We start from the raw sequence: 19480 nt of genomic DNA, 5'->3' as shown, positions 1-19480 counted from the left end.
TCGGGCTACTTGTTCTCGTCGTCCAGGAACTTCTGGAACGCCTCGTTGGCCGCGTCGGCCGAGGCGGCCGGGTCCTTGCCGGTGATGGCGTCGACGATCGGCTGGCCGACGATCTCGCGGGCCTCGGCGACCTTGACCACGAGCGGGCGGTCGTGGCCGACACCGTTCTTGGACATCGCGGCGTTCGCCTCGACGAGGTCCTTGGGGTAGGTCGCGGTCGCGGCCGGGTCGGACGAGACCGAGGTGCGGCCGCCGGGGACTCCGGCCTTCTCGTTCTCGAGGGTCTGGGCCTTGCTGGTGGCCCACTCGATGAACTTCCAGGCGTTCTCCTGGTTCTCCGAGGACTCGTTCACGCCGAGCGCCCACGAGGGGATGTCGTAGGGCTTGGAGCCGGCCGGGCCCTCGGGGAAGGCGGCGAAGCCGACGGTGTCGCTGACCTTGGACTTGGCGGGGTCGGTGGCGTTCTTGTAGAGCGAGTTCGCCTCGGTGTAGAAGGCCGCCTTGCCCTGGGTGAAGATCGCCATCGCCTCGGGCCAGCCCATGTCGGTGCTGACGTTGGCCGGGCCGAGGTCCTTGATCAGGCCGCCGTAGAAGGCGTAGGCCTGCTTGGCCTCGGGGCTGTTGACCGCAGCCTTGCCGCTCTCGTCGACGAAGTCACCGCCGAAGGAGTAGAGGAAGCTGGAGAACTGCGTGACGGCCGGGGACTTGCCGGTGCGGGCGACGAAGCCGGCCACGCCGGGGTTGTCCGCCTTGATCTTGGCGGCCATCGACTTGAGCTCGTCGAGGGTCTTCGGCGGGTTGGTGAAGCCGGACTTCTCGAGCAGGTCCTTGCGGTAGTAGAGGACCTCCTGCTCGGTGATGAGCGGGACGCCGACGACCTTGTCCTCGTAGGTGGTGGCCTGCACCGGGCCCTGCTTGAAGTCGCTCCAGCCCCACTCCTTGTTCGCCTGGACCTTCTCCGTCAGGTCGGCGAGGTACTTGTTCTTCGCGAAGAGCTTCCCCTCCTGCAGGGGGCGGTACATCATCACGTCGAGGTCGCTCGAACCGGCGTTGAGCTTGACGTTGTACTGGTCGGACAGCTGGTCCTCACCGAGCTGGGTGATCTCGACCTTCAGGCCGGACTCCTTCTCGAACTCCGGCAGAGCCTTCTTGATGTTCTCGGTCCACACGTGGTTCGCGAGGGTGACGCGGACGGTCTTGCTGCCCGAGCCCTCCGCGTCGCCGCCACCGCATGCCGAGAGGCCGACGGCTGCCGCCACGGCCAGAGAAGTACCGATAACTGACTGACGCAACACGTCGGTCTCCGTTCCTGTCGTGGCGTCCCGCCATTGGGCCGCCGCCTGCTCGGATGCGCTACATCCGCCTAATCACCGGATGCTAGATGTCTAAATCAGATTTATGCAAGAGGTTCGACGACATGCGTATGCTTTAAACCATGACCGAGCCAGCACCGGCGCTGCCCGGGGGCATCCCCGCCTCCGCCGTCCCCGCCGCCACCGACCCGGCCGACGGCAACGGCTCCTCGGGCCTGACCGGCCTGCACGCCCAGGTGCTCGACCAGATCGGGCTGTCCATCTGCGGCGGCGAGCTCCGCCCCGGGGCGGTGCTCTACATCGACGACCTGGTCGAGAAGCACGCCGTCTCGCGCTCCGTCGTCCGCGAGGTGCTGCGGGTGCTGTCCTCGATGGGGATGGTCGCCTCGCGGCGCCGCATCGGGACGATCATCCAGCCGTCCTCCGCCTGGAACGTCTACGACCCCCAGGTCATCCGCTGGCGTCTGGCCTCGGAGGGACGGCTGGGCCAGCTGCGCTCGATCACCGAGCTGCGCGGTGCCGTGGAGCCCGAGGCGGCCCGCCTCGCGGCCGAACGGGCCACCCCCGGCGACGCCAGCACCCTGGTGGGGCTGGCGGCCCGCATGTGGGCCGCCGGCCAGGGTGAGGACGAGGAGGAGTTCCTCGCCCTCGACATCGAGTTCCACCGCCTGGTGCTCGCCAGCTCCGGCAACGAGATGTTCCTCAAGCTGCACGAGCTGGTCGCCGAGGTGCTGACCGGCCGCCACCACTACGGCCTCATGCCGCACCACCCCCACGAGGAGGCGCTGCAGCTGCACGCCGACGTCGCCTCGGCCATCCAGCGCCACGACGGCGACCGCGCCCGCGCCGCCATGCTGCGGATCATGGAGCAGGCGATGGACGAGATGAAGACCCTGTGGGCGCAGGCCGACGAGCAGCCGCCGGCTGACGCCTAGAACAGGCCGACGACCTCGCCGTCGTCGTCGAGGTCGATGCTCGCCGCCGCCGGGTTCCGCGGCAGGCCGGGCATGGTGCGCATCTCGCCGCTGATGGCGTAGACGTATCCGGCGCCGGCAGCGGCCCGCACCTCACGCACCGGAAGCCGCCAGCCCGTCGGTGCACCCCGGAGGGTGGGGTCGGACGAGATCGACAGGTGGGTCTTGGCGATCACGACCGGGAAGCCGCCGTAGCCCAGCACCTCGAAGCGCTCGAGGTCCTTGGCCGCCGTGGGTGAGAAGTCCACCCCGTCGGCCCCGTAGACGGTGGTCGCGACGGCCTCGATCTTCTCGCGCAGGGTGTCGTCGAGCTCGTAGGTGTGCCGGAACTCGTGCGGCTCGCCGCAGGCGGCCACCACGGCCTCGGCGAGGTCGCGGGCCCCCTTGCCGCCGTCGGACACGTGCGTGGAGACGGCCACGTGGGCGCCCTCGGCCTCGGCCACCTCGCGGATGACCGCGTGCTCGGACTCGAAGTCGGAGGGGAACGCGTTGACCGCCACCACGGGCGAGACCCCGAACGAGCGCACGATCTCGATGTGCCGGCGCAGGTTGTCGGCCCCGGCCCGCACCGCCCGCGGGCTCTCGTGCAGCATCTCGGGCGGCAGCGGCTTGCCCGCGACGACGGTGTAGTTGCCCGAGTGGGCCTTCAGCGAGCGCACGGTGGCGACCAGCACCGCGGCGTCGGGACTCAGGCCCGAGACCCGGCACTTGAGGTTGAAGAAGCGCTCGGCGCCCATGTCGGAGCCGAAGCCCGCCTCCGTCAGGAGGTAGTCGCCGGCGTGGATGCCGATCTGGTCGGCCACCACCGAGGAGTTGCCGGTGGCGATGTTGCCGAACGGGCCGGTGTGCACGAGCACCGGTGTGTTCTCGGTGGTCTGGAGCAGGTTGGGCTTGAGGGCGTCCTTGAGCATGACGGCCATGGCCCCCGCAGCACGGAGGTCGTCGGCGGTCACCGGCCGACCGGCATACGTGAAGCCCACGACGATGCGACCGAGCCGCGCCCGCAGGTCGCGCAGCGACGTCGACAGGCCGAGGATCACCATCACCTCGCTGGCCGCGGTGATGTCGAACCCGCTCTGCCGCGGGACGCCGTCGATGCGGGCGCCGAGGCCCTCGACGATGTTGCGCAGGGCCCGGTCGTTGACGTCGAGCACGCGGCGCCAGGCGACGCTGCGCGGGTCGAGCCCGAGGTCGTTGCCGTGGTGGAGGTGGTTGTCGACCATGGCCGCGAGCAGGTTGTGGGCGGCGGTCACGGCGTGGAAGTCGCCGGTGAGGTGGAGGTTGAGCTGCTCCATCGGCAGCACCTGGCTGTAGCCGGCACCGGCCGCGCCGCCCTTGATGCCGAACGTCGGGCCCATCGACGGCTGCCGCAGGGCGAGCGTCGCGCGGTGCCCCAGCACCGAGAGGCCCTGGGCCAGTCCGACGGCCGTCGTGGTCTTGCCCTCCCCCAGCGGCGTCGGCGTGATCGCCGTGATGACGACGTACTTCGCGGTGGGGCGGTCGGCCAGGTCGTCGACGGCCGCCAGGTCGACCTTGGCGACGTGGCGGCCATAGGGCTCGAGGCGCTCCTCCGGTATGCCGGCCGCGCGCGCCACGGCCGCGATGGGCTCGAGGTGCGCGGCCCGCGCGATGGCGAGGTCCGAGGGCAGTGACGGCGTTGGCACGTGGCCAGTGTGGCCCTCACCCGGTGGTGCGACGAGGGCTTTGACCCGAGACGGGACTTTCAGGGGACGTTGGTCCCGGTATCCCGTGGCCGCGGGCTCGCGTCAGAAGTGCGGTCGCCAGACGACGAGGGCCTGCGAGCGGTTGGGCCGCGGCCGCTGGCCGGCGCGCATGGCGATGATCTCGCCGGCGGGACCGACCGCGAAGACGCGTGACCCCGGCTGTGCCGCAGCACTCCTGGCCCGCTCGAGCTCCTCGGACAGCTCGAGCACGCGGGCCTGCAGGGCGTCGACCTGGTGCTCGAGCTCGAGGATGCGCTGGATGCCGGCGAGGCTGATGCCGTCCTCCTGCGACAGTCGCTGCACCTCGCGCAGCGTGGCGATGTCGCGGGCGGAGTAGCGCCGCCCCCCGCCACGGGTGCGCGACGGGGAGACGAGGCCGAGCCGGTCGTACTGCCGCAGCGTCTGGGCGTGCATGCCGGCCAGCTCCGCCGCCACGGAGATCACGAAGACCGGGGTGTCGTCGTCAGGGGCGAAACCGCGCAGCGTGGACACCGGTCGTCACTCCTGCCGGGCCCGCGCGAACAGCTCACCGCGCGGGTCCTCGCCCTGCTCCTGGGCCTGGAGGGCCTCGACCGCCTTGCGGGCCTCGTCCGTGAGCCGTTGCGGCACCACGATGTTCACCTTCGCGAGCAGGTCGCCGTGGTGGTCCTTGCGCGGCACCCCGCGCCCCTTGACGCGCAGCACGCGGCCACTCGGCGTGCCCGGTGCGATGCGCACCTTCACCGGCTCGCCCGAGAGAGTCGGCACCGACACCGTGGCCCCGAGCGCGGCCTCGGCGAACGTCACGGGCAGGTCGACGGTGAGGTTGTCGCCCTCCCGCCCGAACACCGGGTGCTTCTCCACCTCGACCGTGAGGATCAGGTCGCCGGCGGGAGCGCCCTGGTCGCCGGGCTCCCCCTTGCCGGCCAGACGGATCTTCTGCCCGTCGCGCACGCCTGCGGGGATCCGCGTGGTGATGCGCCCGTTCCCGGTGCTGAGGGTGACGGTCGCACCCTCCACCGCGTCGCGGAACGGCAGCGTCGTGCGCGCGGTGAGGTTGGCGCCGCGGCGCGGGCCGGCCGGGGCGCCGAAGCCCCCGTAGGCCGGCCCGCCGCCACCGAACATGCCACCGAGGATGTCCTCGAGGTTGGGCTGCGCGCCGCCTCCCCCGGTGCTGAAGCGCACCCCCGGGCCGGCACCGCCGCCGCCGAACATCGAGGAGAACACGTCCTCGAACCCGGCGCCGCCGCCCGGACCGCCCGCGCCCGCACGGAAGCGGGCGCCCCCGTGCGTCATGGACCGGATGGCGTCGTACTGCTGGCGCTGCTCGGGGTCGGAGAGCACGGCATACGCCTCACCGATGTCCTTGAAGCGCTGCTCGGCCTGGGCGTCCCCGGGGTTCTGGTCGGGGTGCTCCTTGCGGGCGAGCTTGCGGTAGGCCTTCTTGATGGCTGCGGCGTCGGCGTCCTGGGGGACGCCGAGGATCGCGTAGAAGTCCTTGTCGAACCAGTCCTGGCTGGCCATGGCGTCCTCCTCTCGAACGCTCTGCGGGTGGTTACTGCGGGTCGGCCACGGCGACGCGTGCCGGGCGGATCACCTGGTCGCCGGCACGGTAGCCGGGCTGGAGCACCGTGACGACCGTCGTCTCGGTGGCGCCCTCCGGCAGCTCGGCCTGGGTGTGCATCAGGGCCTCGTGCCGCATGGGGTCGAACGTCTCGCCCGCCTCGCCGAACCGGGTCAGCCCGAACCTCGTCAGGGTCTGCTCGAGCTTCTCGGCGATCGAGGCGAAGGGGCCGCTCTGCAGGTCGCCGTGCTCACGCGCGGCGTGGATGTCGTCGAGCACCGGCAGCAGCGTCTCGAGCACGTCCTGCACGGCGCGCTCCTGCACCATCGCGCGGTCGCGGTCGACGCGGCGCTTGTAGTTGACGTACTCCGCCTGCAACCGCTGCAGGTCGAGCAGCCGCTCGGCCGCGAGCGCGGTGTCCGGGTGGGGCTGCTCGCCCCCGGCGGCCCCACCAGCGCCCGGCGCGGCCTGCCCACCGTGGTGGGCCTGGTGGGCGACGGCGTCCTGCTCGTCCTCGAGCTCGGCCTCGAACTCCTCGAGGCTCTCGGCCGCCGGGGCGGCGGTGGGCGCCGAAGGCTCTGCAGCCTCCGCGCCCACCACCTCCTCGGCCTGCGTGTCGCGGGGGTCGACGTGCTCCGTCACTTCTTGTCCTCGTCGTCGTCCACGACCTCGGCGTCGACGACGTCCTCGTCAGCGCCGCCGCCGCCCTGCGCGCCGCCCTGGGCGCCGGCACCGGCACCGGCGCCGCCGGCCTCGGACTCGGACGTCGCGGCATACATCGCGGTGCCCAGCTTCTGCGACTCCTCGGAGAGCTTGGACGTCTTGGCCGAGATGTCCTCGGCGGTCGCGCCCGACTCCGGCTTGAGGGCCGCCTTGAGGTCCTCGAGCGCGGCGTCGACCGGGCCGCGGCCGTCGGCAGGCAGCTTGTCGGCGTTGTCCGTGAGGAACTTCTCGGTGGAGTAGACCAGCTGCTCGGCGGTGTTGCGGGCCTCGGTCTCCTCCCGCCGCTTGCGGTCCTCCTCGGCGTGCGCCTCGGCCTCCTTGACCATCCGCTCGATGTCCTCCTTGGCCAGCGCGGAGCCACCGGAGATGGTGATCTTCTGCTCCTTGCCGGTGCCGCGGTCCTTCGCGGAGACGTTGACGATGCCGTTGGCGTCGATGTCGAAGGTGACCTCGATCTGCGGCACGCCACGCGGGGCCGGGGCGATGCCGGAGAGCTCGAAGGTGCCCAGCGGCTTGTTGTGCTGCGCGATCTCGCGCTCGCCCTGGAAGACCTGGATCAGCACGCTCGGCTGGTTGTCCTCGGCGGTGGAGAACACCTCGGAGCGCTTGGTCGGGATGGCCGTGTTGCGCTCGATGAGCTTGGTGAACAGGCCGCCCTTGGTCTCGATGCCGAGCGAGAGCGGGGTGACGTCGATGAGCAGGACGTCCTTGCGCTCACCCTTGAGGACACCGGCCTGCAGGGACGCGCCCACGGCGACGACCTCGTCGGGGTTGACGCCCTTGTTGGGCTCCTTGCCTCCGGTGAGCTCCTTGACGACGTTGCTCACGGCCGGCATGCGGGTCGAGCCACCGACGAGCACGACGTGGTCGATGTCGGACAGCGAGATGCCGGCATCCTTGATGACGTTGTGGAACGGCTGCTTGGTGCGCTCGAGCAGGTCCTTGGTCATCTGCTCGAACTGCGCCCGCGTGATCGTCTCGTCGAGGTGGATCGGGCCGTTCTCGGACATCGAGAGGTACTGCAGCGACACGTTGGTGCTGGTCGCGGTCGACAGCTCCTTCTTGGCCTGCTCGGCCGCGTCGCGCAGGCGCTGCATGGCGATCTTGTCCTTGGACAGGTCGACGCCGCTGGTGTTCTTCACGACGGTGAGCAGGTGGTTGACGACCCGCTCGTCCCAGTCGTCGCCACCGAGCTGGTTGTCACCGCTGGTCGCGCGGACCTGGATGGTGGAGAAGCCGTCCTCCGGGTCCTTGCCCACCTCGAGGAGCGAGACGTCGAAGGTGCCGCCACCGAGGTCGAAGACGAGGATGAGCTCGTCCTCCTTGCCCTTGTCGAGGCCGTAGGCCAGGGCAGCAGCGGTGGGCTCGTTGATGATGCGCAGGACGTTCAGGCCAGCGATCTCGCCGGCCTCCTTGGTGGCCTGGCGCTCGTGGTCGTCGAAGTACGCCGGCACGGTGATGACCGCGTCGGTGACGTCCTCGCCGAGGTAGGCCTCCGCGTCGCGCTTGAGCTTCTGGAGGATGCGGGCGCTGATCTCCTGGGCGGTGTAGACCTTGCCGTCGATCTCGGGCGACTTCCAGTCGGTGCCCATGTGGCGCTTGACGGAGCGGATGGTCCGCTCGACGTTGGTGACGGCCTGGCGCTTGGCGATCTCGCCGACCAGGACCTCACCGCCCTTGGAGAACGCGACGACCGACGGCGTGGTGCGGCCGCCCTCCGCGTTGGCGATGATGGTGGGCTCGCCGCCCTCGAGGACGGCGACAGCCGAGTTGGTGGTGCCGAGGTCGATGCCGACCGCACGTGCCATGGTGACTCTCCTGCTGGGTTGGGTCAGGTGGTGGTTCTTGAGTTGCCTGCACTCAAGTTAGGAGCCCGCCGGCTGCCTGCGCAAATCCGGAGCCGAAAACTTGAGTCTGATCGGCTCAACCTTGGGTTCGCCCTGGTTGTTCCCACCTCGGAGGCGCCCTGCAGAGCCGGTATGCCGCGGGCCCTCCCCCCTCCCCACCGGCCCAGCAGGCGCGGTAACGGGGGGCGGTCAGGGCCGGAAGTCCCTTCCACCGCTCCGCCGCCGTGCGTTCGCTGGAGGTGAAAGCAGGTGACCACCATGACCGACTACAACGTGCCTCCCACCACGAGTCCCGAGCAGGAGCGGGAGCTGCGCGAGCGGGCTCTGAAGCACCTCAAGGACAAGCGCGACCTCAAGGCCCACCTCCTGGCCTACGTCACCGTGAACCTGCTGCTCGTGGCGATCTGGTTCGCCGCGGGTGGAGGGTTCTTCTGGCCGATCTTCCCCATCTTCGGCTGGGGCATCGGCATCGCCTTCCACATCTGGGACGTCGTCTCGCCCGAGCCCGGGCCGCGGGAGATCGAGGCCGAGATGCAGCGCATGAGGGCGCGCCACTCGTGACGCGTACTCGTGACGCGTTGAGCCGGGCCGGTTTCCCGGCCTGAAGGTCGGACCCGCTCCGCCTCCCCCCTCGGGGCGGGTCCGGCTGCCCGGCCGCGGCCTCAGTCCTGCGAGACCAGATCCCGTGCCAGCGCGGCCGGCATGTAGTCGTAGCGGACGAAGGACCGGGTGAAGGTGCCCGTGCCGTGCGAAACCGAGCGCAGGTCGATCGGGTAGCGCGACAGCTCGTGCGCCGGGATCTCGGCGTGGACGACGGTGTAGCCGGCGAGCTCGGCGGGTTCGGTCCCGTGCACCTGGCCGCGCCGCCCGCGCAGGTCGGCGAGCACCGAGCCGAGGGCCTCGTCGGCGACCGTGATGTCGACCGCGTCGATGGGCTCGAGCAGCGCCACCGTCGACTCGTTGGCCGCCTCCCGCAGGGCCTGGGCCGCGGCGGTCTGGAACGCCATGTCCGAGGAGTCGACCGAGTGGGCCTTGCCGTCGACGAGGGTGACCCGTACGTCGACGCAGGGGTAGCCGGCCAGCACCCCCTTCTCGAGCTGGCCCCGCGCGCCCTTCTCCACCGAGGGGATGAACTGGCGCGGCACCGCCCCGCCCACCACCTTGTCGACGAACTCGAACCCGGCACCCCGTTCGAGGGGCTCGACCTGGATCTTGCACACGGCATACTGCCCGTGCCCGCCCGACTGCTTGACCAGACGGCCCTGGACCTCCACCTGACGGACGAAGGTCTCGCGCAGCGAGGTCCGCAGCGGCTCGACCTCCACCTCGACGTGGAAGCGGTCGCGCAGGCTCGCGATCAGCTGGTCGACGTGCGAGGGCCCCATGGCCCACAGCACCACCTGGTGGGTCTCCGCGTTGTGCTCGAGGCGCATGGTGACGTCCTCGGCGACGATGCGCTGCAGGGCGGTGCCGAGCTTGTCCTCGTCGCCCTTGGACTTGGCGTGGATGGCCACCGGCAGCAGCGGCTCGGGCAGCACCCACGGCTCGACGAGGGCCGGCTTGTCCTTGCCCGAGAGGGTGTCGGAGGTCTCTGCGCCGCTGATCTTGGCGACCAGCGCGATGTCGCCGGCTACGGCCGACGACTTGGGCCGCATCTCGTCACCGACCGGCGCGGACAGCGGTCCCACCCGCTCGTCGTCGCTGTCGTGGTCACCATGGCCCTCGAGCGTGCGCCCGACGAACTGGCTCAGGTGTCCCGAGACGTGCACCGGGTCGTCCGGGCGCAGCGTCCCCGAGAACACCCGCACCAGCGACAGGCGCCCCACGTACGGGTCGGTGGTCGTCCGCACGACCTCGGCGACGAGCGGGCCGTCGGGGTCGCACGTCACCTCGCCGAAGTCGGCGCCCACCGGGGTGTAGACGGCGGGGATCCGCGAGGCCGCCGGCGACGGGAAGCCCCGCTCGACCAGGTCGAGCACGTCCTCGACGCCGACCCCCGTCGGCGCATGCGTCGGAAGCACCGGGAAGAAGCGCGCGGTCGCGATCGCGGTGCGCAGGTCGGCCACGACCGCCTCGAGGTCGATGTCCTCGCCGCCGAGGTAGCGCTCGAGCAGCGACTCGTCCTCGGACTCCTCGATGACCGACTCGATGAGCGCGCCGCGCTGGTCCTCGATGAGGTCGGCCTCGGCACCGTCGGGGTCGCGCAGCACCGGGTCGTCGCCGGAGTGGTCGCGCACCGTGCGTCGCAGCAGGTTCAAGGTCCCCAGCACGGACCCGCCGCTCACCACCGGCACCTGGAGCGGCTGGGCGTCGCCGAAGGTGCGCTGGCACATCGCCACCGTGCTCTCGAAGTCTCCCCTCGCGCCCTCGAGCCGCGTCACCAGGACGGCCCGCGGCATACCGAGCGTCTCGCACTCGCGCCACAGCAGCCGGGTGGCCTCGTCGAGCCCGTCCACGGCCGAGACAACGAAAAGGGCCGCGTCAGCGGCCCGCAGCCCGGCCCGTACCTCGCCGACGAAGTCGGGGTGGCCGGGGGTGTCCAGGAGGTTGACGGCGACGCCGTTGCGCTCGACCGACGCCACCGTCAGCGCGAGCGAGGGGTCGTGGGTGTCGCGTGGTCGGCGACCCGGCACTGTGGCCGCGACGATGCGGTCGAACAGCGCCGTCTTGCCCGCACCGGTCGGCCCGACGAGGACGACGTTGCGGATCTGGTCAGGGGAGACGGGGTCCCGCACCTCGCGGGCATCGGCTGCGCGGTTCATGCCGGACACCTTGCTCCTCCTCGACCACCCGTGACAAGGGACGTTCTGCCTAGCGCCCCGAGCCGGCGAGCGGGTAGCGGCGCAGGGTTCGCGTGCCGTGCTCGGCGTACCGGACCAGCCGGACCTCCTCCGCGGACGCGCGCACCGGGAGGACGTCGGCCAGCTCCTCCCGCACCAGCGGGACGTCACGCCCCGGCGCCAGCGCGCACAGGCTCAGGTGGGGCACGGGGTCGAACTCACCGGCATACGGCGAGTGCTCGGGGTAGCGCCCCGCGACGGCGGCGGTCAGCCGCGTGAACGGCTCCGCCGGCTCCGGTCGCAGGTGGACCAGGCCGGTGGGGAAGACCCGGATCTCCCGCAGGGTGAAGGCGAACGCCGGCACGCCACCGATCAGCGCAGCGAGGTCGGCGTCGCGCTCGGGCGTCAGGTCCGCCTCGGGGACGAACGGCCCCAGCACGGTGACGTGGGCGTGGACGTGGTCGTCCTCGGGCGACAGCCACTCGGGGCCCTCGTGCTGGTGCCGCCAGCGGATGTAGGGCTCGAGCTGGGGGACGGGGACGTAGAGGACGGTGTGCGCCACGGCAGGCATCCTCCCGCGCCGGGACGGCACGTGCCGTTGGACCCTGTGCCGCCCCCGGGGGCGACCGGACTCTGGGATGAGGGCCCGAGGAGGTGACGGTGTCGAACCTGCTGCGCCTAGGCGCTTTCGTCCTCACGGCCGTGTTCTCCGCGCTGCTCGTGCTGTTCACCGTGGCGCAGCTCGTGGAGGACCTGGGACGGTGGTGGGGCACCGCCGCCGCCGTCACGCTCCTCCTCGGCGCGGCCATGGTGAGCTACCGGGCCGTCGTCCGGCCGCGAACCACCGCCCGCTGGCTGGCGCTGGGAGTGGCGGTGCTGGCCGTCTACGTCGTCGTGGAGTCGGTCCACACCGGCGACACCGACCTCTCGGGGGTGCCGGTCGGCACGGCGGTGCTGGCCGTCCCCCTCACCGCGCTCGGCCTGCGCAGGACGAAGGAGGCAGGAGCCCTGCTGCTCGCCGACGGACTGCTGCCGATGCTGAGCCTCGTGGTGCTCACGGTGCTGAGCATCGAGCGCACCGGGTCGAGCCTGTCGTCGTCGTCGGAGTTCGTCGGCATCCCGGTCTTCGTCGGGGGGCTCCTGTTCCTGCTGGCCTGGCTCGTCCGGCCACGCCGCCGCTGATCGGCTACGGCGCGGAACCGGCGAGCAACGTTGCACCGGCGAGCAGCGCGACCGCCAGCGGCAACAGCGAGAGCAGCACCAGCACGGTGTCGGCGAGGCGCCACGGCGCGGGCGCCCACCACGTACGCCGGTGGGCCGTGGAGAACCCCCGCGAGTCCATCGCGACCGCCAGCGTCGCCGCCGCCTGGAGCGAGCGGACGAGCATGCCGATGGTCAGGGCGGACAGCTCCCGGAGCACCGCTGCGGGCGAGCGCAGCCGGGCGCCGATGCCGCGCACCCGGCGAGCCCGGGCGATCTCGGCCCAGATGTCACCGAAGGTGTGCACCCGTTGCAGCGCCGCTGCCGTGGCGACGACGGGCCTGGCCGGGAGCCGCAGCCGCTGGGCGAGGTGGTCGCCCAGGGCATCGGGGTCGATGAAGCGGATGAGCACCGCCGAGGGGAAGACGATGACCAGGACCCTCACCGCGGCACCCGCCGCGACCTCGAGGTCGTTGCCCCCGAACAGCCAGGTCGACCAGCCCACCGACAGGGCCCCGATCGCACCGGGGAGGCAGCGCACGAGGACGGCGCGCACGCGGCCCCGTGGCGCCGGCCCCTCGCCCGGCGCGAGGAGCCCGACGACGGCGAGCACCACCTGGAGCGCGAGCACGGCCAGCCCGACCGACCAGTGCTGCGCCACCACCCCGGCCGGGATCGATAGGGCGCTGCCCAGCAGCAGGGACAGCGGGCCACAGCGGGCCAGCAGCGGGCGGCGCGGCACCTGGGGGGGCGGAGGCTGCGGCGGGCGGGCGAGCACGACGGTGCGGTCGGCGCGGGTCACGACGGCCTCGTCGTGGGTGGTGAGGACGACCGCCGACCCCGCGTCCCGGACGCCCTCCACCACGCCCATGACAGCGGCCCAGGTGAGGCGGTCGTGCCCCACGGTGGCCTCGTCGGCGAGCAGGAGCGCGGGCTGGTGCACGACGGCGGCCGCCATCGCGAGCCGGCGCTGCTCGCCACCGCTGAGGTGACGGGGGTCGGCGTGCACGAGGTGGTCGATCCTGAGGAGGGCCAGCAGGGCACGGGCGCGCGCCTCGGCCTCCGCCTCGACCATGCCGACCGCCCGGGGCGTGGTCATCACCTCGTCGAGCACCGTGGTGGCCACGATCGCCGAGGAGGACCACTGGGGCACCCAGGCCACGGCCCGCGCGAGGTCGACGGTGTCCCAGTCCCGCGGGTTCCTCGACCCCGCTGCCGCCAGCGAGCGGTGGGCCCGCACGAGGCCGTCGTCGACCTCGACCAGTCCGGCGAGCGCCAGCATCAGCGTCGACTTCCCCGACCCGCTCGGACCCACGAGGGCCAGGGTCTGGCCGGCCCGCGCCTGCACCCACTGGCGGTCCACGGCGAGGGTGCTCCGCGTGGCCCCGTCGAGGGTGCGGACCGTGCGGCGGACGGTGACCTCGGCGGCGTCGAGCGCCACCTCGTTGGCGCCGAGCGGCCCCTGCCCGAAGAGCCCGTGCGGTATGCCGGCCGGCTCCGGGTCGGGGACGCCCGGCACCCAGATCCCCTCGGCCGCGAGGGCCTCGCCGCGCTCGGCCAGGACCTCCCGCGGGTCGCCGTCCGCGACGAGCCTGCCCGCACGGTCGAGGACCAGCAGGCGGTCTGCGAAGTCGACCCACGGACCCAGCCGGTGCTCGACGACCACGGTGGTCAGCCGACCGGCGGCCACCACCTCGTCCACGCAGGCGCGGACCACGGCCGCGGTCTCGGGGTCGAGCATGGCGGTCGGCTCGTCGAGCAGGAGCAGCGCGGGCTCGAGGGCCAGCGCCCCGGCGAGCGCGAGACGCTGCTGCTCACCCCCGGACAGCGCGTGCGTGGGGGTGTCCTGCGGCATGTCCAGGCGCACCGACGCCAGGGCGCGCTCGACGCTGGAAGGCATCTGCTCGCGCGGCACGGCGGTGTTCTCGAGCCCGAAGGCGACGTCGCGTCCGATGGTGGCGGCGACGACGCCCGACCCGGGCTCCTGCAGCACGAGGCCGACGGCGCCGGGCCGGGCGTGGGGGCTGACGCCGTCGATCTCGACCGTCCCCTCGAGGTCGCCGGAGTCGGCGACCTGGAGCACTCCGGCCAGCGCCCGCAGCAGGGTGGACTTGCCCGAACCGCTGGGGCCCACGAGCAGCACCCGCTGCCCGGCCGGGATGGCGAGGTCGAGGTCGTGCAGGACCGGCTCGCGCCGGCCGAAGGGGCGCCACGTCAGGCCGGACACCTCGACCCGCCCGGCGCCGAGCCGGGGCAGGGTGGCGGACGCCTCGGACACCGGCACCTCAGACGGCGCGGTGCTCCCGCGCCTCCTGCCCGGGAGGGAACGCGTTCAGCGCCCCCGCGCCCGCGAGCGCCCGGGTCAGCGCCCAGCCGCCCAGTCCCGCGACCACGGCGCCGGAGAAGGCGAGCACACCGGCATACGCCAGCTTCCAGCCCAGCGACCAGTCCTGGATCCAGTTGGTCGACTCGTAGGCAGCGGCAAAGGGCCCGGCCATCGCCCCGGCGAGCACCGCTGCCAGGAGGCCGAAGAAGCGGTAGCCGAAGAGGGCGAAGACCAGCTCGGCGCCCAGGCCCTGGACGATGCCCGAGACGAGGACCGTCGCGCCCCACTCGGTGCCCGGGAGCATGGAGACCAGGGCGGCGATCACCTCGCACAGCAGCGCCGCGCCCGGTCGGCGGACGACCAGGCCACCGACCACACCGGCGATGAACCAGGTGCCGGCGAACAGGCCGCCGAGGGGGGCGAAGGCGAACTGGAGGGCGGAGAGGGGCCCGTTGTAGAGGATCCCCCAGCCCCAGTAGGCGACCCCGAACGCGGCGCCGAGGAAGGCCACGCTCAGCAGGTCGACGGTGCGCCAGCCCATCAGGGGGCGGGAGGCGCGGATGGAGGCGCCGCGCGCTGCGGCGGTGTGGAGCTTCGTGGTGCTCATGCTGGTCCTTCTTCCCGTGGGATCCGGTGGATACCTCGGGGGAAGCACCGCGACGGCACACGGCGTCGCCGCGGGCCGACACGGGTGCTCGAGATTCCCGACTCCCTTCGCCGGTGCTAACCGGAGCAGGTTCGAGGGTCTGCGGCGAACCGCACTCTCAGCGCTTGCGCGCTCCCCTGTCGTTACACGAGGAACATTACCCGAGCCTGTGCAAGGGTGGGGAGAGTCAGGAAGCCGATGTGAAGGAGCAGCAGTGGGAACTCTCGTGTGGCGTGTCGTCGGCACCGGGTCGGCACTCCTCGCCGGCGTCGCGGCCAACAAGGTCGTCCAGACGGTCTGGAAGAAGGCGGGACGCGACGAGGTCCTCGACCCGCGTGACCCCCGCACCCCGTGGAAGGACGCCGTCCTGTTCGCCGCCCTCACCGGCCTGGCAGTCGGCGCCGCCAGGGTCGTGGTGACCCGCAAGGCCGCGCAGTACTACCAGAAGTCCACCGGGCACATGCCGCCGCCGATGCAGGAGGGCGAGGCCTAGCCCCGGTCGGTCGCCAGCGCCGCGGACCCGTCGCCGGGCAGGTCCATCGCCCGGGCGATCGGGACCCCCGGCCGGTAGGCGAGGTGGAGGTGGGAGGGCGCGTCGAGCACCGCGAGGTCGGCCCGCGCCCCCACCTCGAGCCTCCCCACGTCGCTGCGGCGCAGCGACAGCGCCGACCCGGCGGTCGCGGCATACACCGCCTCACCCGGCGTCAGCCCCATCTCGCGCACCGCGAGCGCGATGACGAACGGCATCGACGAGGAGTAGCAGGTGCCGGGGTTGCAGTCGGTGGCGAGCGCGACCGAGCAGCCCGCGTCGAGCAGGGCCCGCGCGTCCGGGTAGGGCGAGCGGGTGGAGAACTCCACCCCCGGCAGCAACGTCGCCACGGTGGTGCCCGCCGCGCTGGCCAGCGCCTCGACGTCGGCTCGCGACAGGTGGGTGCAGTGGTCGACGCTGGCCGCCCCCAGCTCGACGGCGAGCTGCACGCCGGGTCCGGGGCCGAGCTGGTTGCCGTGCACCCTCAGGCCCAGTCCGGCGTCCCGGCCCGCCACCAGGACGGCCCGCGCCTCCTCGCCGGTGAAGGCGTGCGCGGAGTGCGGCTCGCAGAAGACGTCGACCCAGCGCGCGTACGGCGCCGCCGCCTCCAGCATCGGCCCGGTGACGAGGTCGAGGTATGCCGCCCGGTCGCCGGCGTGCTCCGGCGGGACCACGTGGGCGCCGAGGTAGGTGGTCTCGGCGGTGAACTCGCCCGCGATGCGCAGGGCGCGCGCCTCGTCCTCCACCGTCAGCCCGTAGCCGCTCTTGACCTCCACCGTCGTCGTGCCCTGCGCGCGCATCTCGGCGACCCGGCCCTGCACCAGGCTGCGCAGCTCGTCGTCCGTCGCGGCCCGGGTGGCCGCGACGGAGACGCCGATCCCGCCGCCGTCGTAGCGCTGCCCGGCCATGCGGGCGGCGAACTCCTCGGCGCGGTCGCCGGCGAAGACGAGGTGCGAGTGCGAGTCCACGAAGCCCGGGAGCACGGCGCGGCCGCCGACGTCGACCCGCTGGTCCGCCTCGGGAGCGGCGGCGGCCGACCCGACCCAGGCGATGCGGCCGTCCTCGGCCACCAGGGCGGCGTCGCGGCGGATGCCGAGCCGGTCAGGGGTCGTCCCGTCACAGGTGACCAGCTCGCCGATGCCGGTGACGAGGACGCTGCTCATGCGTGGCCGCGCACGAGGTCGAGCGCCTCCACCAGCAGCCGCCCGACGTTGCCGATGCGGTGGTGGCCCTGGCGCACGATCTCCTCGCCGCCGACGACGACGTGCTCGATGTCGGACCGGTCGGCGCAGTAGATGACCTGGCCCGCCCGGGCGCCCGCCGTGTTGACGCTGTCGGTGCGCACGACGACGAAGTCGGCCAGGGCGCCGTCCGCGATCCGGCCCCCGTCGTGCCACCCCAGGCTGCGGTAGCCGGCGGGGGAGGCGGCCTCGACGAGCTCGTGCGGGGTGAACCGGCCCCGCTCGCCGCTGGCCAGCCGCTCGTGCATCTCGAGGCCGCGGAGCTCCTCGAAGGGGTCGATCAGGACGTGCTGGTCGGATCCCAGCGCGATCGGGCTGCCCGCGTCGAAGAGCGCCCTGGCGGGCCCGATCCCGTCGGCGAGGTCGCGCTCGGTCGTGGGGCAGAAGCACGCCGTCGTGCGCGAGGCCCCGAGCAGCTTGATGTCGCGGTCGGCCATGTGCGTGGCGTGCACGGCCGTGGTGTGCGGCCCGAGCAGGCCCGCCTCGTCCAGCAGCTCGGTCGGGCTGCGGCCGTAGAACATCTGGGCGGCGTGGTTCTCGGCCGGCTGCTCGCTGAGGTGGACGTGCAGCGGCCTGCCGGCGGCGGCCTGCCCCACCGGTGCCAGCTGCTCGCGGGGCACCGCCCGCACGGAGTGCACCGCGGCGCCGATGCGCGTGTTGTCGTCCTCCTCCAGCCCGGCCAGGCGCGCGGCCCACCCCTCCACGTCCCCGTCGGTGAACCGGCGCTGCACGTCGTCGAGCGGCAGGTGCCCGTCACCGCTGAGGCCGCCCGAGAGGTAGCAGGTGTCCAGCAGGGTGATCCGGATCCCGGCCTCCCGGGCCGCGCGTACCAGGGCGCGGCCCATCACGTTGGGGTCGGAGTAGGGGTTGCCGGCCTCGTCGTGGTGCACGTAGTGGAACTCCCCGACGACCGTGACGCCGGCCAGCGCCATCTCGCAGAACACCGCGCGCGCCAGCGCGAGGTAGGTCTCGGGGTTGAGGCGGCGCGTCACGGCATACATCTGCTCGCGCCACGTCCAGAAGTTGCCGCCGTTGGCGTGGGTGCGCCCGCGCAGGGCGCGGTGGAACGCGTGGCTGTGGGTGTTGGCGAAGCCGGGGAGGGTGACACCGGGCAGCCGCACGTCACCGTCCACCGGCCTGGTCCTGGCCTGCACCCCCGCGAAACGCCCGTCCACCACGGAGAACCTCACACCGGCCGCCGGTCCGGCGGGCAGCCAGGCGTTCTCAGCCCAGTAGGTCGTCATGCACCCTCCCCTGCCAGGTCCCGGAGCACCGCCGCCAGGGCACTGACCCCGGCTCGACAATCATCGGGCTCAGCCCACTCCCGAGGCGAGTGGGAGACACCGGTGGGATTGCGGACGAACAGCATCGCCGCGGAGACGCCGGCGTTCGCCAGGATGCCGGCGTCGTGCCCGGCGCCCGTGCCGAGCACGGGTATGCCGTCGGGCCGGTCCTTCGGGCCCGCCGCGCCGAGGGTGCCCCGGAGCCGTCGCACGAGGTCGGCGTCGAAGGCCGTCGTCGGGGTCCACGACTCCTCGGTGACCGTGGCACCCGCCCGCAGGGCCTCGTCACGGACCCGGTCGACGGTCGCGCGCACGGCGGCCTCGTCGGCCCCGCGGGCGTCCAGCCAGCCGGTGACGGCGCTGGGGATGGCGTTGACGCCGCCGGGCTGCACGGCGACCTTGCCGATGGTGGCGAGGCACCCGTGCCGCTCGGCGGCCGCTCGGGCGGTCAGCACGGCCGCCGCGTACCCGAGCATCGCGTCGTGGCGGTCCGCGAGCCGCGTGGTGCCGGCGTGGTTGGCCTCACCGGGGAAGTCGAGGCGCCAGCGGCCGTGGGGCCAGATGCCCGTGCCCACGGCGACCGGGTGGTCGAGGTCTGCGAGCGCACGGCCCTGCTCGACGTGGAGCTCCACGAAGCAGCCCACCCGCCGCAGCGCCTGCGGGTCCGGGCCCAGCGCGTGCGGGTCGCGACCGGCACGACGCAGGGCCTCGGCGAGGGAGGTGCCGTCGGCATCGGTGAGCGCGAGGGCCTTCGGGGCGGCGAGGGCGCCGGTGATGAGCCGCGACCCGGCGCAGGCGACGCCGAAGCGCGCGCCCTCCTCGTCGGCGAAGTTCACCACCCCGATGGGGCGGGCGGGCTGCCAGCCCTCGCGGGCCGCCGCCGCCCGGAGCAGGTCGATGGCCGCCAGGGCGCTGACGACCCCGAGCGGGCCGTCGAAGGCCCCCCCGTCCGGGACGCTGTCGAGGTGGGACCCGGTGACGACGCCGCCCAGGCCCCGCTCCGCGGCGGCGTCGGGGTCACCCCACCAGGCCCACTGGTTGCCGGCGCGGTCCTCGACGAGGTCCAGGCCACGGGCGGCGGCCTCCGCGGCGAACCACTCCCGCAGCGTGTGGTCCTCGCGGGTCCACGCGAACCGGCGGTACCCGCCCGTGCGGGGGTCACGGCCGACCGGCTCGAGGGCCGACCAGAGCGGGTCGAAGACGTCGGCCACTCCTCGGGGGGAGTCCACCGTGCCAGGCCTGTGCGCCACGCCTGCCGTCCTTTCTCGCGGTGCGCTTCTCTGCTGGCCAGTGCACACCACGGCCGGCCCCCCGGGGCCGCGCGCACCCGGGTTTTCGTCTCGGGTGCGAG

Annotated in this window: 17 protein-coding genes and 1 riboswitch; of the genes, 4 read left to right on the top strand and 13 right to left on the bottom strand. The window is 72.9% G+C overall.

The annotated features are described in order from the left end of the window. Nucleotides 1-5: 5 nt before the first annotated feature. Nucleotides 6-1259, bottom strand: a complete 1254-nt coding sequence (locus tag P0Y31_RS03900) for a sugar ABC transporter substrate-binding protein (RefSeq protein WP_275866743.1) — start codon at nucleotides 1257-1259, stop codon at nucleotides 6-8. Between the two features lie 176 nt (nucleotides 1260-1435). Here P0Y31_RS03900 and P0Y31_RS03895 point away from each other — a divergent pair, with 176 nt between their 5' ends. Continuing rightward, complete coding sequence (locus tag P0Y31_RS03895; RefSeq protein ID WP_275866742.1) at nucleotides 1436-2248, top strand: FCD domain-containing protein; 813 nt, start codon at nucleotides 1436-1438, stop codon at nucleotides 2246-2248. Here the strand turns inward: P0Y31_RS03895 and P0Y31_RS03890 are convergent. The 5 genes from P0Y31_RS03890 to dnaK all read right to left on the bottom strand — a co-directional run bounded on the left by P0Y31_RS03890 (nucleotide 2245) and on the right by dnaK (nucleotide 8085). Beyond that, on the bottom strand, nucleotides 2245-3951 hold the full coding sequence (locus P0Y31_RS03890) for a formate--tetrahydrofolate ligase (protein ID WP_275866741.1): 1707 nt from the start codon (nucleotides 3949-3951) through the stop codon (nucleotides 2245-2247). The genes P0Y31_RS03895 and P0Y31_RS03890 overlap by 4 nt on opposite strands. A gap of 102 nt (nucleotides 3952-4053) precedes the next feature. Next, the gene (locus P0Y31_RS03885; protein ID WP_275866740.1) at nucleotides 4054-4503 is read right to left on the bottom strand and encodes a helix-turn-helix transcriptional regulator; all 450 of its coding nucleotides are present in this window, start codon (nucleotides 4501-4503) and stop codon (nucleotides 4054-4056) included. A 6-nt stretch (nucleotides 4504-4509) separates the two neighbouring features. Beyond that, on the bottom strand, nucleotides 4510-5514 hold the full coding sequence (locus tag P0Y31_RS03880; RefSeq protein ID WP_275866739.1) for a DnaJ C-terminal domain-containing protein: 1005 nt from the start codon (nucleotides 5512-5514) through the stop codon (nucleotides 4510-4512). A 31-nt stretch (nucleotides 5515-5545) separates the two neighbouring features. Further along, a complete protein-coding gene (gene grpE / locus P0Y31_RS03875) occupies nucleotides 5546-6196 on the bottom strand; it encodes a nucleotide exchange factor GrpE (RefSeq protein WP_275866738.1) in 651 nt (216 codons plus the stop codon). Further along, on the bottom strand, nucleotides 6193-8085 hold the full coding sequence (gene dnaK / locus P0Y31_RS03870) for a molecular chaperone DnaK (RefSeq protein ID WP_275866737.1): 1893 nt from the start codon (nucleotides 8083-8085) through the stop codon (nucleotides 6193-6195). Before dnaK ends, grpE begins: the two co-directional genes overlap by 4 nt. Nucleotides 8086-8382: 297 nt before the next feature. Between dnaK and P0Y31_RS03865 the strand changes: the two genes are divergently transcribed. Next, the gene (locus P0Y31_RS03865) at nucleotides 8383-8685 is read left to right on the top strand and encodes a 2TM domain-containing protein (RefSeq protein WP_275867095.1); all 303 of its coding nucleotides are present in this window, start codon (nucleotides 8383-8385) and stop codon (nucleotides 8683-8685) included. Between the two features lie 101 nt (nucleotides 8686-8786). Here P0Y31_RS03865 and P0Y31_RS03860 read toward each other — a convergent pair whose 3' ends face one another. Together P0Y31_RS03860 and P0Y31_RS03855 are read right to left on the bottom strand one after the other, a co-directional pair. Beyond that, the gene (locus tag P0Y31_RS03860; protein WP_275866736.1) at nucleotides 8787-10886 is read right to left on the bottom strand and encodes an elongation factor G-like protein EF-G2; all 2100 of its coding nucleotides are present in this window, start codon (nucleotides 10884-10886) and stop codon (nucleotides 8787-8789) included. Nucleotides 10887-10935: 49 nt separating this feature from the next. After that, a complete protein-coding gene (locus P0Y31_RS03855) occupies nucleotides 10936-11466 on the bottom strand; it encodes a 2'-5' RNA ligase family protein (RefSeq protein WP_275866735.1) in 531 nt (176 codons plus the stop codon). 98 nt (nucleotides 11467-11564) lie between these two features. Between P0Y31_RS03855 and P0Y31_RS03850 the strand changes: the two genes are divergently transcribed. Next, nucleotides 11565-12086: a hypothetical protein gene (locus P0Y31_RS03850; RefSeq protein WP_275866734.1), complete on the top strand. Its 522-nt coding sequence runs from the start codon at nucleotides 11565-11567 to the stop codon at nucleotides 12084-12086. Nucleotides 12087-12090: 4 nt separating this feature from the next. Here P0Y31_RS03850 and P0Y31_RS03845 read toward each other — a convergent pair whose 3' ends face one another. Both P0Y31_RS03845 and P0Y31_RS03840 read right to left on the bottom strand, forming a co-directional pair. After that, nucleotides 12091-14382: an ATP-binding cassette domain-containing protein gene (locus P0Y31_RS03845; RefSeq protein ID WP_275866733.1), complete on the bottom strand. Its 2292-nt coding sequence runs from the start codon at nucleotides 14380-14382 to the stop codon at nucleotides 12091-12093. A 7-nt stretch (nucleotides 14383-14389) separates the two neighbouring features. Beyond that, nucleotides 14390-15037: an ECF transporter S component gene (locus tag P0Y31_RS03840; RefSeq protein WP_275866732.1), complete on the bottom strand. Its 648-nt coding sequence runs from the start codon at nucleotides 15035-15037 to the stop codon at nucleotides 14390-14392. A gap of 85 nt (nucleotides 15038-15122) precedes the next feature. Then, a riboswitch (TPP riboswitch) is annotated at nucleotides 15123-15225 on the bottom strand. 65 nt (nucleotides 15226-15290) lie between these two features. On the opposite strand from P0Y31_RS03840, the gene P0Y31_RS03835 reads away from it, so the two are divergent. Further along, nucleotides 15291-15569 carry a DUF4235 domain-containing protein gene (locus P0Y31_RS03835; RefSeq protein ID WP_275866731.1) on the top strand — a complete coding sequence of 93 codons (279 nt, stop codon included), beginning with the start codon at nucleotides 15291-15293 and terminating at the stop codon, nucleotides 15567-15569. Here the strand turns inward: P0Y31_RS03835 and hutI are convergent. The 3 genes from hutI to P0Y31_RS03820 are packed head-to-tail and all read right to left on the bottom strand — an operon-like array spanning nucleotide 15566 to nucleotide 19379. Further along, nucleotides 15566-16768 carry an imidazolonepropionase gene (hutI, locus tag P0Y31_RS03830; RefSeq protein ID WP_275866730.1) on the bottom strand — a complete coding sequence of 401 codons (1203 nt, stop codon included), beginning with the start codon at nucleotides 16766-16768 and terminating at the stop codon, nucleotides 15566-15568. The two genes, P0Y31_RS03835 and hutI, sit on opposite strands and share 4 nt — an antisense overlap. Continuing rightward, a complete protein-coding gene (locus P0Y31_RS03825) occupies nucleotides 16765-18090 on the bottom strand; it encodes a formimidoylglutamate deiminase (protein WP_275866729.1) in 1326 nt (441 codons plus the stop codon). Before P0Y31_RS03825 ends, hutI begins: the two co-directional genes overlap by 4 nt. Further along, nucleotides 18087-19379: an allantoate amidohydrolase gene (locus tag P0Y31_RS03820; protein ID WP_275866728.1), complete on the bottom strand. Its 1293-nt coding sequence runs from the start codon at nucleotides 19377-19379 to the stop codon at nucleotides 18087-18089. The genes P0Y31_RS03825 and P0Y31_RS03820 overlap by 4 nt, the downstream gene beginning before the upstream one ends. Nucleotides 19380-19480 lie beyond the last annotated feature (101 nt).

Source organism: Knoellia sp. 3-2P3 (assembly GCF_029223115.1).
Classification (GTDB): domain Bacteria; phylum Actinomycetota; class Actinomycetes; order Actinomycetales; family Dermatophilaceae; genus Pedococcus_A.
Note: the sequence above shows the minus strand (reverse complement) of the source record. Positions and strands in the feature narration are given on the sequence as shown.

Excerpts from the sequence above, each read along its gene's own strand:
- P0Y31_RS03895 (WP_275866742.1), top strand. The coding sequence starts at position 1,436 with ATGACCGAGCCAGCACCGGCGCTGCCCGGGGGCATCCCCGCCTCCGCC.
- P0Y31_RS03880 (WP_275866739.1), bottom strand. The coding sequence starts at position 5,514 with ATGGCCAGCCAGGACTGGTTCGACAAGGACTTCTACGCGATCCTCGGC.
- dnaK (WP_275866737.1), bottom strand. The coding sequence starts at position 8,085 with ATGGCACGTGCGGTCGGCATCGACCTCGGCACCACCAACTCGGCTGTC.
- P0Y31_RS03865 (WP_275867095.1), top strand. The coding sequence starts at position 8,383 with ATGACCGACTACAACGTGCCTCCCACCACGAGTCCCGAGCAGGAGCGG.
- P0Y31_RS03860 (WP_275866736.1), bottom strand. The coding sequence starts at position 10,886 with ATGAACCGCGCAGCCGATGCCCGCGAGGTGCGGGACCCCGTCTCCCCT.
- P0Y31_RS03840 (WP_275866732.1), bottom strand. The coding sequence starts at position 15,037 with ATGAGCACCACGAAGCTCCACACCGCCGCAGCGCGCGGCGCCTCCATC.
- hutI (WP_275866730.1), bottom strand. The coding sequence starts at position 16,768 with ATGAGCAGCGTCCTCGTCACCGGCATCGGCGAGCTGGTCACCTGTGAC.
- P0Y31_RS03825 (WP_275866729.1), bottom strand. The coding sequence starts at position 18,090 with ATGACGACCTACTGGGCTGAGAACGCCTGGCTGCCCGCCGGACCGGCG.